The sequence below is a fragment of the Picosynechococcus sp. NKBG15041c genome (assembly GCF_055380235.1).
The window spans coordinates 114935-129465 of record NZ_AP040363.1; the positions used below are offsets into that span (position 1 = coordinate 114935).

The window sequence follows — 14531 nt, forward strand, 5'->3', positions numbered from 1 at the left end:
TCCCTATTTCTTTTCTTTGAGATGGGCGATCGCCTCATCGACGGAGTTCCGCAGAGACAAGAACTTCTCAAGACGGACTAACTTAACTGTCTGGGTGACCCGGGGGTTGGTGACCACCTGCATTGTCCCCCCAGCATTCTGGGTATGCTTGACCAGCTGCACTAAGGCTCCAATCCCAGAACTATCCACAAAGTCAATTTGGGCCAAGGAGAGGATAATGTGCTGTGGGCCAGCATCAATGCGGTTTTTGATCGCCGTGCTAAACACAGGCTCGGAGAAAGCGTCCAATAGCCCAGTTAAGCGAAAAACTTGGTACTCATTATCAATGACCTCGTAAGTTCCTCTCAAACTCACAGTCAGATTTAGCGGTTCAGGAATTGTTCTTTCCTCCTCAAACTGAACGAAGATCCACAGCCAATTCTAGCTTATTGTGCCTTGAGGCAGAATAAAGGGTAAAAAACAGTTACTAAGACTGCAAATTTATCCTAATTTACGCCGAATTTTAGAATTCATCCCAGCCGGTAATCCCCGAAGACATTACATAGCTTGTCACACCCGCCTCAAAGAAGTTGGCTTTGGTATTCCCTGCCTTTTTCGTGTCCGAAAATCGCTCTAAATGACGGTAGGGACTCTTTTTATACTGTTCCCCTTGGTACAGTGGTTCAAGGCCGATCGCCTGGAGGCGGATATTCGCCAGGTACTTGGTATAGGTCTCGGTGCTTTGTTCTGTGATTCCGAGGATATCATTGCCGACGATGTGATTCGTCCATTGACATTCATACTGCACCGCCCGCTCAACCATCTCGTAAATGTGCTCGACAGAGTGGTCAAAGGTCGCCATCGCTTCGGGGATCAATTTTTGGAACAGGCGCACGTGGCTAAGTTCATCCCGGTTGATCATTTTAAAAATGTCCGCCGAGCCCGGCATCAGCATCCGCGAAGCAAGGTTATAGAAAAAGACAAAACCATTATAGAAATAGAGCCCTTCCAGGAGATAATCTGCCATCAGGGTTGTGAAATAATTCTCGGGGGTAGGGTTATCGATGTAGCGCTGGTAATGGCTGGCGATGTATTCACAGCGATCGCGTAAGACCTTATCTGTCCGCCAAAAATCATAGACCGCACTGCGGCGCTCACTGGGGATAATCGTCTCGATCATGTATTGGTAAGACTGGTTATGCATTCCCTCCTGGGAAATCTGCTCAGCGATGCAAAGGCTGATTTCTGGGGCAGTGATCGAACTCTTGATGTGAGGCAGATTACAGGTCTGGACAGAATCTAAAAACGTTAGATAACTCAAGATGCCATCGAAGGCGCGGCGTTCCGCATCGGTCAAGTTATGGTAATCGGTCACATCCTGAGTGATGTCGAGTTTTTGGGGGATCCAAAAATTTTCCCGCATCTGCTGATATAACCCCACCGCCCAGGAATAGCGCACGTCGTTGAGCTGCATCAAGTTTGTGGTTTCACCGAACCAGACGGAACGGTGGGCGATGTCGTCGTTTCCCCCAGGGTTGAAAATGGGGTTGATGGGCATCCGGTTAAGTAGTGTTGTCTGTGGCATGGGGATATGAACTCTATGTCTGTTATTAAAATTCGCTGTGTTGTCCAAAAAAGATTTTAATAAAATCCTTTATCGCCTCACAGAATATTTCTCTATGCAATCAGCTTTTAGTAAAAAGCCTGATTCGAAGAATCTCCGATTCAAAGAAAAATCCCGGATTAGGAGAATGATTAGACAGAAAGATTTTACGTCTGTCTTTTAAGCCCGCTTATGCTCAAGGACTTTGAGCCTATTCTCTTAACTATATCTCTCAGTTGTGAATGGGGTCTTAAGATTCAGATTCGGATGGACTGGGTTGGTTAAACATCGGTGCAATAAAAGCGACGATCGCCCCCATCATGAAGCCCAGCACGTTCCGGAACAGAGGGAGCCACTCGGAGGTGCGGGTGACCACCGGGCCGACACCAAACGCCAGAAAGAGAATGCCCCAGAGGGGAGACATAATCAGCGCCCATTGCCAGGCAAAGACTTGCCCTTCTTTGCGGGGGATCCCTGCAAAACCACAAACGATACCACCTACGACAGAACTAATCAGGGTCAACAGCCACTGCTCCCTGGGTAAGCCAGGCACAACGATACAGCCCCCTTCCCTTGTGACACAGGTTTTGACGGTTTCAAGGGCGTCGGCGATCGCCTGATTTTCACCGTGGTCCCGCACATAATACATATTGCCAAAACGGGTCTGGAGTTCAATCCAGAAGGTACGGGGCATCAGTTCATACACATCGTCACCAATGCTAAAAGCAAGGAGGTTCCCTCCCCGACCATCGGCAACGAGCAAAATACTTTTGTCATCTAGGCCCCAATATTCCTTAACCGCGCGACCAGGACTACGGTCATATTGGGTCAGTACCCGCATTTTCCAGCCAGTTTCTGCTTCAAAATTGTTGAGATCAGCGACAAGATTTTCTTCCTGGAGCTGGGGGAGAAAGTTGGCTAGATCTACTACTGGGGTTTCGTAATCGGGGAGGAGTTCGGGGTTGTTTACGGCATGGGCAGCGGGGGCGATCGCCCAAGTCATGGCTGCCAAACAGACCACCAAAAGACCACGGAGCAGAGGACGGGGGAGAAAATGATTCATAGGGGTTTCTGAAAATAATGCGGGCGGCAGGGGCCAGAGATTATGAAAAATGGCCGCAGTTTTATTACAGCTTGTTACTTTATTTTAAGTATTTTAAGATTTTTCTCAATGGTTGCCCAGGAAATCCCTGGGACTATGGCATTAGTTGGCCGCTCAAATGCTGCAATTGACGGACAGCTGGGTGGTTTATGGACAAAGGCCAAGGCTCTATGGCGCCTCCCAAAATTTCCTGGAAGGGAATCACCCCTACGACGCTGTTGCTATAGGCGATCGCCTCAAATGTTTGTACCAGCTCCAGATCCCAGGGGATTTCTTGGAATGGTATCTGGCATTGGGTCAACTGCCGCTGGAGATAAAGCCGCATTACCCCAGGAAGAATCTCACCGAGGGGCGGTGTGTACCAAGTCCCCTGCCGAAAACCCCACAGATTTCCTGTCGCTGTTTCCAGCCATTGCCCATGCATATTTAACAAAATTGCTTCCCCAGCCCCTTGGTTTAACGCCCGCTGGCGCGCCTGCCAAGCACTAAGATAATTCCCCGTTTTAAAACTGGCCTGGGGTCTTTGGTAGTCCAGCGCCGGGGCAATCCATCCCTTGATACCCTGCTGTTGTTTTTCCTTTAACTGCTCAGGTAGGGAGCGGCCTAAAATCAATTCCCGGCCATCGTGGAGGAGGGTAATTCGGATGACTGGAGCGACTGAGGCCATTTTTTCTGCCCCTCGTCTAATATCGTCCCAGTTGGGAGCGGCCCACCGTAAGGTTTGGATACTGTGGCGGAGGCGATCGCCATGGTCAGACCACAAACCCAAGGGGTGATCTAGGGAGCTGTGGTGAATCCGAGCGGTGGTGAAGAGAGTCGCCCCAAACAAAAAACTTGGATCGTCAGTTTTTAGGCATAAATTGTCGCCATCATACCAAGTCCCTTTGTACCAATAGCCCATGAAGATTATTTCCTAAGATTCACGCTTTGGGTTTACACAGGGCTTTCGGTTGCAGTTTGGGACTGGACTCGCCGCAGAAGCCAATCAAATCGTGTTGTTGCCACATTAAAGCTTTCTCGGGCGACAACAGGGATCTCTTCGCTGATAAAACTCTGGTTAAATACAAAATCTTTATCTTCCCCCAGGTGACGCACAGTATTGCGTAAGCGACTGGCGAGGAAAGTGGCGATCGCCCGATTGAACCGAGCCGAAAACCCGATATCTTGATTAAGGCGATTTAAAATCTTGTCCTGGGCTACCGCCAACAACAGGCATTCCTCACAGGTTTTGACACTGGCACTGGGTAACTGCTGATCAATGAATGACAATTCCCCAAAAATCTCCCCACTTTTTAAAACAGCAATATCCCGGGCTGTACCAGCAAAATCAATAGATACAGCCACCGCACCCTCCAGTAAGATATAAAAATTTTCCAGGGGTTGATTTTCTCGAATGAGCACAGTTTCCGGCGGAATTTTGGCAATTTCTCCCGTAGTGATTAACCAATCGATATCATCATCATTCAATTCCCCAAACAGAAATAGCACTTTCTGCATCACCAATACCTTTGAGCAAAAATTATGCGGTCTGCCGTTATTTTACCCCGGATCCCTAGGGGACCTAACGGTGAAAGAATGCACACCATCGGGATACCTGCACGGCAGGGCCCCTGGATTCAGAGCCAGGGGAACTTCCTAGAGCCGTGCTCTCAGCATAAATTGGTAATCACCACCGGGTTCTAAGTGATAGTCACTTTGTTCTAAAAATCGTCCTAGAGGCTCATAAATGAGGGCTCGTCCCAGGGTTGGGTGTACCCGCAGTTTACCTTGACGAAAATGCCACTGAAACTCCCACTGGTAGGAACCGGCTTGGACTTCACCGCTAATTTTGCCCTGCTGCCAGGACTGTTGCAAAATTCGGACGTGGGCTGGGGTCTCAGGCACAATGCAAACCTTAGAAGTAACGGGAGATCACGTTTTCCATTGTGGAAGTTTTTGGAGAAAAACGCACGAACACTTCAAGATTTCATGATGCAATGATCGTCCGCAAAATTACTGAGGCGGTCAGTGTTGTGGCTTAGGCGGCGATCGATGCATCGCGCAAACCAGAGGTTCAATCTCGATCATCACGACTTTTGAAATATCGCTTTGCAAGAATATTGTGGGGTCATATCTGGGGCGATCGCCACCAAAGGGTTTACCCATGGCCCGTGGCGCTCCGAACTGCGCTCAGGCAAACATCAGTATTGAATGCGGTCCGTTGTTTTACCGGGGATTGCGTTTTTTTCGAGATATTGAATAATTTTGCTGGCAACATCTACCCCAGTGGTTTTTTCAATGCCTTCTAGTCCTGGGGATGAGTTGATTTCCATGACTAAAGGGCCATGGTTCGACCGCAGGAGGTCAACCCCAGCCACCCGGAGACCCATGGCTTTAGCTGCTCGCACTGCGGTACTACGCTCCTCTGGGGTGAGGCGCACCTTTTCTGCTTTGCCGCCCCGGTGTAGATTCGAGCGAAATTCTCCCTCGGCTCCTTGGCGCTTCATGGCAGCTACGACCTTATCCCCGACCACGAAGCAACGAATATCCATGCCCCCAGCCTCAGCAATATATTCTTGGACCAAAATATTTGCATCAAGACCACGGAAGGCCTCAATTACAGATTTGGCAGCCTGGTGGGTTTCTGCGAGCACAACGCCAATGCCCTGGGTTCCCTCAAGGAGCTTAATTACTACAGGGGCGCCCCCAACGGTTTCAATGAGACCATCGATATCTTGGGTGGCATGGGCAAAGCCAGTGACCGGTAAGCCGATTCCCTTTCGGGCAAGAATTTGCAGCGATCGCAATTTGTCCCGAGAGCGAGAAATAGCCTGGGAGGTATTGGCACTAAAGCCCCCCATTACTTCAAACTGACGTACCACTGCTGTGCCATAAAAGGTGGCTGAAGCACCGATGCGGGGAATAATCGCGTCGAAATTTTCGAGTCGCTCTTCCTGATAGATCACAAAAGGTTTATGGGAGGTGATATTCATATAGCAGCGCATGAAGTTAATCACCTGCACCTCATGATGGCGATTTTCGGCAGCTTCCCGGAGACGACGGGTGGAATAGAGCTTGGGATCTTGGGAAAGAATGGCAATTTTCATGGGCGAGGGTGATGATCCGGTTGGCTTTGAAGGAAAGATTGACTGACATCTACAAGAAACCGTTTGCGGAGGGCTTGGCGGCCGAGGAGCATGCGGTAGCCCATGAGAGAACGGTTGGTGAGATTAAGTTCGATGAGCCAGCGATGTTCGCCGAGCTGGATGTGGGTTTCGATTACGGGACGTAGCTGCTTTTGCCCATTGGAACTTTTGATGTGGCGATGTTCAATGAGGGGGGCTTCTAGGGTGACGGTGTCATGGATGTTGTATTGGTGGGGATGGACTTGGAAACGCACCATTTCGCGATCGCCTTGGTGAAAATAATGAATGCGAGTGGCGTGGATCGAAGAGGAACCAGCTCCCGTATCAATTTTGGCGCGGATTTCAGGAAGATCAAAGTCCGGCAGGGCCACACATTCTCGCCAACCAATGGTCGATAGGATGGGTGTTTTTTTCATACAACAGCAGTCTAGGGAGCAAAGTTTAAATTTTTGCTAAGGCTTTAGCTGGAGGCGCTGGTATAAAACCGTAGGGCAAAGCGCCAAATCAAATTAGAAAGGAAAAGTAACAGTATTCCCAGGGCACCCGCTCCGATAATCCAGCTCCCGGGCGATCGCCCCAACATGGTTTCTGCCGGGATCGTGGTCAAAAAAACAACGGGCACAATAAAGGTAAAAAAGAAACGAAAAATACCTGGGTAGGCGACAATCGGGTAACGTCCAGCCTCTAGGAACCCCCGCAGAACCTCAGTGACATTATAAATTTTTACAAACCAGATGCTCGTTGCCCCCAACATAAACCAAAGACTATAGAGAATCAGCATTCCAAAGGCGATCGGAATTAAACTCAGGAGATAATTCCAGGGCGATAAATCCAACTGCCAGCCCACATAGCCAAAAATAGCGATCCCCAGAAGCAGATCAGGAATGCCCCAGGGGGAGACCATCCGGGTCGAGAGCCAGAACTGACTGCTAATCGGTTTTAGCAAGACAAAATCTAAGGTGCCTTCCTGTACCTGTTGGACGATGCGGTTGAGGTTAGGGGAAAAAAACGTATTGGCGATCCCCTGTAATAGGGTGAACATGCCGACTACTAATAGAGCTTCTTGCCAGCTCCAGCCCGAAAACTGGTAGCCCGTACGATAAAACAAGAAAAGGCTAAATAAACTGCCGCCTAAATTGCCGATGCTACTTAAAGTGGCGATCGCAAAATTTAACCGATATTCCAACTCGGCGGCGATCGCCGTTCCCCAAAATAGCCTCAAGATTCGCCAATATTTCCCCATGGCACTGTGCCTAACTCTCGGCGGCCCGAATTTCAATCACACTGCCGTTGAAATCATAATCAAAGCCTTCAATGCGGAGGGTGTGACCGACTTTAACCTTGTTATTGCCAAACACATAACCATTGTCAGTTCTTTGGGCATCGCTGGTGAGAACAATGCGAAAATCCCCTAGGTTTTGCACCTCAGGTCGAGGATCAGTGAGGGGGAGGACTGAACCGTCCGGTTGGGGCACTGGGGTTGTACGGGGCAACAGCTCAATGGATTTAATGCCCACATTGGCAAAGGGTTGGTTCCGAATCACGATGGAGGTGGTTTCTGAGGCGAGAAAGCTCTGTACAAAAGCTTCGGGAGATTTGACACTCAGACCCCGTACCAATAGTTCCACCTCAACTGTCTCAACGGCCGTACCGATTTGCGCAACAGACCCTGATTTACCAGGTAGAAAAAAGATCCCGAAAATGACGCCCAGAATAATCAGTAGCGCTCCGATATCGAGGATACTTACTTTACCGAAGAGACGTCCTTTTGAATCCAGCAGAGCCATAGGTTTTGTGAAAATGCACTAAAGGGTTTGACCCCCCACATTATAGGGGGAGGTGGAAGCAGACCGCAGGAAAATTTCCATTAGCTATCTTGGGGCCGCGAAACGGGGATCGGCGATCGCCGCCTGAGACCTGGGGCGGCGGATTTTGGCTTTTTAGAGCGTCGGGGCGCGCCTTGATAAAGTCGATAGAGGGCATAGGTCAAAAGGGAAGACCCCAACAAACAGCTCGAAATAATAAGCCCATATACCCACAAGGGGACTGGCCGTGAGACGGGAGCCACTGCCGGTTCTAGGGTGGGAGGTGCGGCGGTCGTTGGTTCTGTCGGTGCGGTGGGGGAAGTGGGGGATGTCACTTCCGGTTCCTGTGCCATTAATTCTGCCGTCTGACGGGGCAATGAACCCAACAGACTATCGACGACCGGAATTGGCACCCGGGGGTTTAGCAGTGCGGCCATCGCAACACTTGAGGCGATCGCCATTGCAACGCCACTCCCCCCCAAAAAATATGTACGGCCATGGTGGGTTTTGATCAAATGCTTAAAGGTAATTAAGCGGGGAGGCTGTTTGGGGGAAGAAAAAGACATAGCTGTGGGGAAGAGGAAGCGACGGTAAAGCAAATGATGGATATTGTTTTGTGCCCAATGGTGAGACTCGACCTTGGTAAACGGCCAATTGCTCACCCCAAGGCGGCGGTGGGACTGGGGGGAGGAGAAATAGTTAACGCTAAATGATGGGAAAGCTTATGGAGAAGTTCCTCTAGGGCGATCGGTTGATAGATAATGTCATCACAGACCGCCCGGAACTGCTCACGGTGCTGGTTTTGAAAAATTTCGGCCGTCATCACGATCAGTTGTGGTTTTGGGGTGATCGCCGCCATTTGCAGTTGGTGTTGAATATCGGCCAAAATCCCAGGGCCATCGACAAACGTTAGTTTCAAATCTAAGAGGATCAGATCAGGGGTCCAGTCTGGCCCCAGGTTGAAAGCAAGCTCGCCGAGGAGGATCGTCCGGGTTGCAAATCCAGCTCGGCTCAGGCGTTGACAAAGCAGTTCTTGCCGCTCCACTTGATCTTTGAGGATTAAAATTCTTGGTTGGCGTCCCAATTGATCTGTGAGTGAGGCAATCGAAAGACGATCGCCCCCCACCGCATCCTGGGGAGGGATGACGCAGGGGAGCTCAAACCAGAAACAGCTGCCTTGATTTGCTGCCGTTTCCACTTGGATGCGGCCCCCCATCAGTTGTATGAGTTGCTGACTAATGGCAAGTCCCAGGCCAGTACCTTGGCGAGAGCGAATGCCAGTGCTAGTTTGTTGAAAAACTTGAAAGAGGCGATCCAGCTCTGAAGTGTGAATCCCTGGGCCAGTATCGGATACGGCAAAATGTAATAGTGCTTGATCCGGCTTGTAACTGACTTTTAGGATGACTTTGCCGCGCTCAGTAAATTTCACAGCATTACTCACCAGATTCAGCAAAACTTGCTTGAGTTTTTTCTCATCGAGGTAGATCGATTGGGGCAGGTGGGGGTCGAGCTCAATAATTAAATCTAGGTTTTTTTGTTGGGCCGAAAGAATCACAAAATCTTGGATGACCTTGAGCGTTTCTCGGAGATTAAATTCTTCGTCTATGACTGTCATCTCGCCGGCTTCAATCTTAGAAAGAGAAAGAATGTCATTGATCAAATCCAGGAGGTGCTGGGCACTTTGGGTGATGATCTCTAGGGATTCATGTTGGTCGACGGTGAGATTTGTATCGCCTGCTAGTAATTCTGTAAACCCTAAAATAGCGCTTAGGGGTGTGCGCAATTCATGGCTCATGTTCGCCAAAAATTGACTTTTTGCTTCGTTGGCGGCTTCGGCTTCTTCTTTGGCGGCCTGGAGATTTTCGAGGAGCTGGGCCTGTTGGAGGGCAACGCCGAGCTGGGTAGCGATTTGTCTGGCCATTTCAATTTCTTCTGGGAGCCAAATCCGAGGGGCATTGTTTTGGTAAATCCCTAAAAGTCCCCAGAGGCGATCGCCCAAAAAAATCGGCAACATGATGTAGGCTTTGGCCTGAAAGTTTTCGAGTAGCTCAATGTAACAGGGGGGAAATCCTGCTTTGTAGATATCACTGACCGCCCGATAGGTATTGCTTTTACGATAAATGCCCCCCTTATTTTCCTGGAGATAAGTATCTTCTACCCAACCAGGTAGATCGCTCTCAAAGACTTTGACAATGCAACGATCTTCTCGAAGCGCAGAATATTCGAGCAGTTCCCGCTGTTTACTGTCGGCACCATACATCAGCGATCGCCATTGAGGCGACATTGCTTCAGCGACAAAAACCCCACTCCAGTCGGGGTTGAATTTGTAGATGACAGCCCGGTCACAACTGAGGGCATCATGGATTTCTTTGGCCGTACTTTGGAAAATTTCGCTGAGATTCAGGGTGCGACGGATGCGGTTGATCACAACGCTGAGAATTTTTTGTCTGGTGATCGTCCGCTGGAGTTGATCTGTTTGACTGAGCCAGAGGGTCTGGAGTTTTTTGTGGTCGAGCTGCTGTTGAATGCGCTTTTGCAACTCCGTATTGGTACAAGGGAGCAATAAAACATCGTCGGCACCTAATGAAAAGGCCTCAGCCCGAGCTTCGGCCTTGGGCTCGGTCGTGGTCAGGATTAGGGGAATATCCCGGGTGCGCAGATCTGTTTTGAACTGGGAAAAAAGCCGACGTTCTGGGCGAGGAATAAAATCGAGGTTGACAATAATCAGTTGGGGAGACTGGGTGATCGCCAGGTCAAATAGACGCGTCGCTGTCGGGGCGATTTGCACAGCGCTTATATCTTGGAGGGCTTCCAAGAAAAACGTGAGGATATTCTCTTTGTGTTCACCGATTAAAATCATGACAAAATCGCAAACCTCAGCATAGAGACGGTAGAGACAGGCAAATTTTCGATCCTCTCCAGCGAGGAGATGGCTTTTTTTGAGGGGAGGACACCAGCTTGACCAGGGCTAATAGTCCAGTGCATTTTAGCCCTCAAACTTTATTCTGCTTGGGTTTCAGGAAGCTGAGCCGCGACAATTCCCACCATTAACCACCACAGGGTACTAATTTGGGGACGATACCAGACAGTATCAAACAAACCCTGAACCAGAAGTCCAGCCATCGCGGCGATCGCCCCCACTAACCACAGTCCTTCTATTTTACGCTCTAGACGAAATTGTTGAAGGCTTTGTAAAGCTTGGCTAAAGGTATTCAGCAGTAACCAACAAAAAGCGGTTAAGCCCACGAGACCGACCTCCACGGCTGTCTCTAGGAAAATTGAATAGGCGCTGAGGGCGGAGAAGCGACTTTCCATGTATTGGGGGTAGATCGCGTTAAAGGCATTGTTACCGGGGCCAATACCAAGAACGGGGCGATCGCCAATCATCCGCAGCACTGCGAACCAAACATTAATCCGGAAATTATTACTGCTGTCGCCGCGCCAAGAAAAAATACTCAACAAACGTAGACGAATGCTATCGACCCCAAGGATCGCAATGAGGATCAGGGCACCCCCAACCCCAAAACATATGGGGAGGAGCCATTTGCGCCAAAAGGGACTGAGGCGATCGCCATACCAGGCATACAGCATCAGGCCGCCCACAATGAGGAGGGCCAACATCGCCAACCAGCCGCCGCGACTGCCGGTCCAAAATAGACAAGCGCTATTGGCAGTGAGCGTCACCCCAGCAAGGAGCTTCTGCATTTTGGTCTGCCAAATCAAGATCGCGACCCCACTAAAGGCGATCGCCCCCACGAGATAGCCCGCCAACAAATTCGGATTACCCAGGTAGCTATACACTCTGGTGTCATTAGCAAACTCCGAGAGGGGGTCATTCCAAGTGGCGAGGGGTTCGACACCAAAGAAATATTGCCGAATGCCGTAGCCGCTGACTACTAGGGAAACCATCAAATACACCCAGATCACTGCCCCGAGAATTTTTGGCGATCGCAGTACCCGGGCACAAAAAGCAAAAAAGATCAGGTAGAGAAAAAGTTGAATTAACCCAGATAGGGCTGCCCCCTTCACCGGGGATAAGGCGGTGGCGATCGTGGCAATCCCCCCATAGAGAGCAACGAGGAGGTGGATTCCGGTTAACCGTCCGGCGGGCAGATCAGAAATACTCACTAAAGCCCAATAGCCGCCACAGGCCACCAATAAAAAGCCAATGAAGACCGTGGAAACAAAAGGAGCCGCCACCAACAAAATGCATAGGAGGATGCCCCCCAGGGGTTCTGCCCACTGCAAAAGCCAACTGCCACCGCGCCAGCCCTGCAATAGCCCAAAAATGCGGTAACTGTAGCTGGCCCGCAACCAAGATTCAAAGGGAAAACGCAGAAAGAGAATCTGCCGCCACACTGCCGCCATAAACACCTCACCTCAGTATTTTGTAATGGTTCATTGTAGAGGAGATCTAATCTTCGTCCCCACACAACTCGTCGACGGATTGTTTTTCGTAGAGATCCTTTAAGTTCTGCTGCTGTTCCCGCCGGGAGGTACGGCGATATTTTTTTGTAGCGAGTTTGGGTTCATGGGTCTTTTTGCCCGCTGCGGTGATTTTAATCTTCAATTGTGTTTCACTGTCTCCCTGTTGTTGTTGGGCTTCTTTGTAGGCGATCGCCTCTTCTAGACATTTTTTGTAGATTTCATAGCGCTCCCAATCCCGGCCCACGGCGCAATGGGGCTCCTGGAGATGGAGGCAGTCCTTAAACTGACAGTGGTTGTCCCGCAAGAAAGCACGGATTTCGGGAAAACAGCGGGGTAAATCCTGGGGAAAAATTGACCAATCCGGCTGGTTAAACCCAGGGCTATCGGCCAGCAGTCCCCCCTGGGGCAAGGGGAACAGCTCCACATGGCGCGTGGTGTGGCGTCCCCGCTGCAACTTGCCGGACACCTCCCCTACCCGCAAGCTCGCTTCAGGAATCAGGCGGTTAATCAGACTCGATTTGCCCACCCCGGACGGCCCCGCCACCACGGTGATTTTGTCTTTTAACTGGGCTTCGAGGTGATCGATGCCTTGGTCCTGCTGAACGCTAAAAAACACGGCGGCATAGCCCCACTGCCGTAGGCGATCGCCCCAGGCTTGTCGGGCTGCAGTCGAGAGTAAATCCTGTTTATTCAAGCCCAACAGGAGCGGTAAGCCGGTGGATTCGGCTTTAATCAAAAAGCGGCTCAGTTGCCAGGGGTCAAGGGCGGGTTCAGCCAGGGCAAACACTAAAAGCAACTGATCGGCGTTCGCCACCGGGGGGCGGTCTAGTTCTGTTTGCCTGGGTAGGACCTGGGCGATCGCCCCGCGCCGGTCTTGAAAGTCAGGCTCTTCAACAATGACCCTATCTCCCACCATCACCCGCTGGCCAATTTTCTTGAGGCGGGTGCGGCGGGTACAGAGCAACTGTCCCAGTTCAGCCTGGAGTTGTACCTGATAAAAATTTGCTTGGACTGCAGTCACAGTCCCCTCTAAAGGATGGGGGAGGGGTTGCCCATTCATGATGCCGGACGACGCACCCACAGCGCATAATGGCCTTCCGGTTGGGCGATCGCCTGTTCAATGCAATAACCTTCCATCGTTAAGCTGTCGGGTACCTGCTCCATCGGTTCCCCCGCATCGAGCCACACTTCCAGGAGGGCATTGGGGGCCATTTTTTTGAGCTGCAATTTTGTCCGCACGAAATTGATCGGACAGGGTGTTCCCCGCAGATCCAACTGTGCATCTGCCTGTAATGGTTGTGAATCGCTCATTTGTTATGGAATAAATTCCCCAATAAACCTTCAAAGCCGCCCTTACTGTGCTCTGTGCCTTTCAACTTAGCCAACTGGTGCAGTAGGTCTTTCTCTTCGCGGCTGACCTTCGTGGGAATGACAACTTTGACCGTGATCAAATGATCACCACGGCTGACGGGGTTCCCCAACTTCGGCACACCCTTCCCTTCTAGGGTCAGCACCTTATTGGGCTGTAGACCAGCTGGAATGGTCAGCTCTTCTGTGCCATCGACGGTCTTTACTTTCACCGTATCCCCAAGGATCGCCTGGAGGTAACTGATTTCAATTTCCGAGAGAATGTTAATTCCTTCGCGGCGAAATTCTTTGTCGCTGCTCACCGCAAGATACACATAGAGATCACCAGGAGGGCCACCTTTAACCCCTGCATCCCCTTCCCGGGAAACCCTAAGCCTGGTACCACTATCTACCCCAGCAGGAATAGTGATTTTTAGTTTTTTCGTTTCTTGCTTGCGGCCTGCACCGCCACAGGATTCACACTTATCGGCAATAACTTGCCCTTCACCGTTACAGGTGGGGCAGACAGAAACCTGGGCAAAGCTCCCAAAAGGCGTCCGGGTTGCCCGGCGCACCTGGCCTGTGCCGCCGCAGGTGCCACAGGTATTGGCAGAAGTTCCAGCTTTAGCGCCAGATCCAGAGCAGACCTTACAGGTTTCTAGATGGGGAATACGAATTTCTTTTTCGCCCCCAAAAATCGCTTCTTTAAAATCAAGCTTGAGGTCGAGGCGCAGATCATCTCCCCGCGCCGGCCCACTGCGACGGCGGCCACCGCCACCAGGGGCTCCGGTTCCCATGCCCCCAAAGCCGCTAAAAATCGTTTCAAAAATATCGGCAAAACCGCCCATGTCACCATATTCAGCACCGGCGGCACCGGCCCCAGAAACGCCAGCTTCGCCAAAGCGGTCATACCGGGCCCTGGTTTCTGGTTCGGATAGGACTTCGTAGGCGCGGTTAATTTCTTTGAATTTTTCTTCAGCCCCCGGATCCTTATTAACATCGGGGTGATACTGACGCGCTAGACGACGATAAGCCCGCTTGAGTTCATCCTTCCCGCAATCACGGGAGACACCAAGAATTTCGTAATAGTCGCCTGCCATAAGTTCTTTTTACTAACGAGCACAATCCAGCCTTCACTAATC

Annotated in this window: 16 protein-coding genes; all 16 read right to left on the minus strand. The window is 50.7% G+C overall.

All coding sequences use genetic code 11. The annotated features are described in order from the left end of the window. Positions 1 to 3 precede the first annotated feature (3 nt). The 16 genes from ACZ45B_RS00530 to dnaJ all read right to left on the minus strand — a co-directional run bounded on the left by ACZ45B_RS00530 (position 4) and on the right by dnaJ (position 14489). Positions 4 to 360, minus strand: a complete 357-nt coding sequence (locus ACZ45B_RS00530; protein ID WP_315862127.1) for an STAS domain-containing protein — start codon at positions 358 to 360, stop codon at positions 4 to 6. 142 nt (positions 361 to 502) lie between these two features. Further along, entirely contained in the window at positions 503 to 1537 is a 1035-nt protein-coding gene (locus tag ACZ45B_RS00535) for a ribonucleotide-diphosphate reductase subunit beta (protein WP_038027826.1), read from the minus strand. A gap of 295 nt (positions 1538 to 1832) precedes the next feature. Then, positions 1833 to 2645, minus strand: coding sequence for a TPM domain-containing protein (locus ACZ45B_RS00540; protein WP_024545455.1), 813 nt, complete (start codon positions 2643 to 2645; stop codon positions 1833 to 1835). 133 nt (positions 2646 to 2778) lie between these two features. Further along, positions 2779 to 3585 (minus strand): aminotransferase class IV, encoded by an 807-nt coding sequence (locus ACZ45B_RS00545; RefSeq protein WP_024545454.1) that lies wholly within the window; start codon positions 3583 to 3585, stop codon positions 2779 to 2781. Between the two features lie 32 nt (positions 3586 to 3617). Further along, entirely contained in the window at positions 3618 to 4181 is a 564-nt protein-coding gene (locus tag ACZ45B_RS00550; RefSeq protein WP_024545453.1) for a cyclic nucleotide-binding domain-containing protein, read from the minus strand. A 138-nt stretch (positions 4182 to 4319) separates the two neighbouring features. Then, positions 4320 to 4571 carry a DUF3146 family protein gene (locus tag ACZ45B_RS00555; RefSeq protein WP_038027825.1) on the minus strand — a complete coding sequence of 84 codons (252 nt, stop codon included), beginning with the start codon at positions 4569 to 4571 and terminating at the stop codon, positions 4320 to 4322. Positions 4572 to 4864: 293 nt separating this feature from the next. Continuing rightward, positions 4865 to 5770: a 30S ribosomal protein S6--L-glutamate ligase gene (gene rimK / locus ACZ45B_RS00560; RefSeq protein WP_024545451.1), complete on the minus strand. Its 906-nt coding sequence runs from the start codon at positions 5768 to 5770 to the stop codon at positions 4865 to 4867. Further along, positions 5767 to 6225, minus strand: coding sequence for an ATP-dependent zinc protease family protein (locus ACZ45B_RS00565; RefSeq protein WP_024545450.1), 459 nt, complete (start codon positions 6223 to 6225; stop codon positions 5767 to 5769). Before ACZ45B_RS00565 ends, rimK begins: the two co-directional genes overlap by 4 nt. A gap of 44 nt (positions 6226 to 6269) precedes the next feature. Then, positions 6270 to 7052: an ABC transporter permease gene (locus ACZ45B_RS00570; protein WP_024545449.1), complete on the minus strand. Its 783-nt coding sequence runs from the start codon at positions 7050 to 7052 to the stop codon at positions 6270 to 6272. A gap of 10 nt (positions 7053 to 7062) precedes the next feature. Then, positions 7063 to 7596, minus strand: coding sequence for a DUF4330 domain-containing protein (locus ACZ45B_RS00575; protein WP_024545448.1), 534 nt, complete (start codon positions 7594 to 7596; stop codon positions 7063 to 7065). Positions 7597 to 7676: 80 nt separating this feature from the next. After that, a complete protein-coding gene (locus ACZ45B_RS00580) occupies positions 7677 to 8180 on the minus strand; it encodes a hypothetical protein (RefSeq protein ID WP_024545447.1) in 504 nt (167 codons plus the stop codon). Positions 8181 to 8272: 92 nt separating this feature from the next. Further along, positions 8273 to 10474 carry an ATP-binding protein gene (locus tag ACZ45B_RS00585; RefSeq protein WP_024545446.1) on the minus strand — a complete coding sequence of 734 codons (2202 nt, stop codon included), beginning with the start codon at positions 10472 to 10474 and terminating at the stop codon, positions 8273 to 8275. A gap of 140 nt (positions 10475 to 10614) precedes the next feature. Further along, positions 10615 to 11982, minus strand: coding sequence for an IctB family putative bicarbonate transporter (locus ACZ45B_RS00590; protein WP_024545445.1), 1368 nt, complete (start codon positions 11980 to 11982; stop codon positions 10615 to 10617). 46 nt (positions 11983 to 12028) lie between these two features. Further along, on the minus strand, positions 12029 to 13102 hold the full coding sequence (gene rsgA, locus ACZ45B_RS00595) for a small ribosomal subunit biogenesis GTPase RsgA (RefSeq protein WP_029681734.1): 1074 nt from the start codon (positions 13100 to 13102) through the stop codon (positions 12029 to 12031). After that, a complete protein-coding gene (locus ACZ45B_RS00600) occupies positions 13099 to 13353 on the minus strand; it encodes a sulfurtransferase TusA family protein (RefSeq protein WP_024545443.1) in 255 nt (84 codons plus the stop codon). The genes rsgA and ACZ45B_RS00600 overlap by 4 nt, the downstream gene beginning before the upstream one ends. Then, the gene (dnaJ, locus tag ACZ45B_RS00605; RefSeq protein ID WP_096415771.1) at positions 13350 to 14489 is read right to left on the minus strand and encodes a molecular chaperone DnaJ; all 1140 of its coding nucleotides are present in this window, start codon (positions 14487 to 14489) and stop codon (positions 13350 to 13352) included. Before dnaJ ends, ACZ45B_RS00600 begins: the two co-directional genes overlap by 4 nt. Positions 14490 to 14531: the final 42 nt, after the last annotated feature.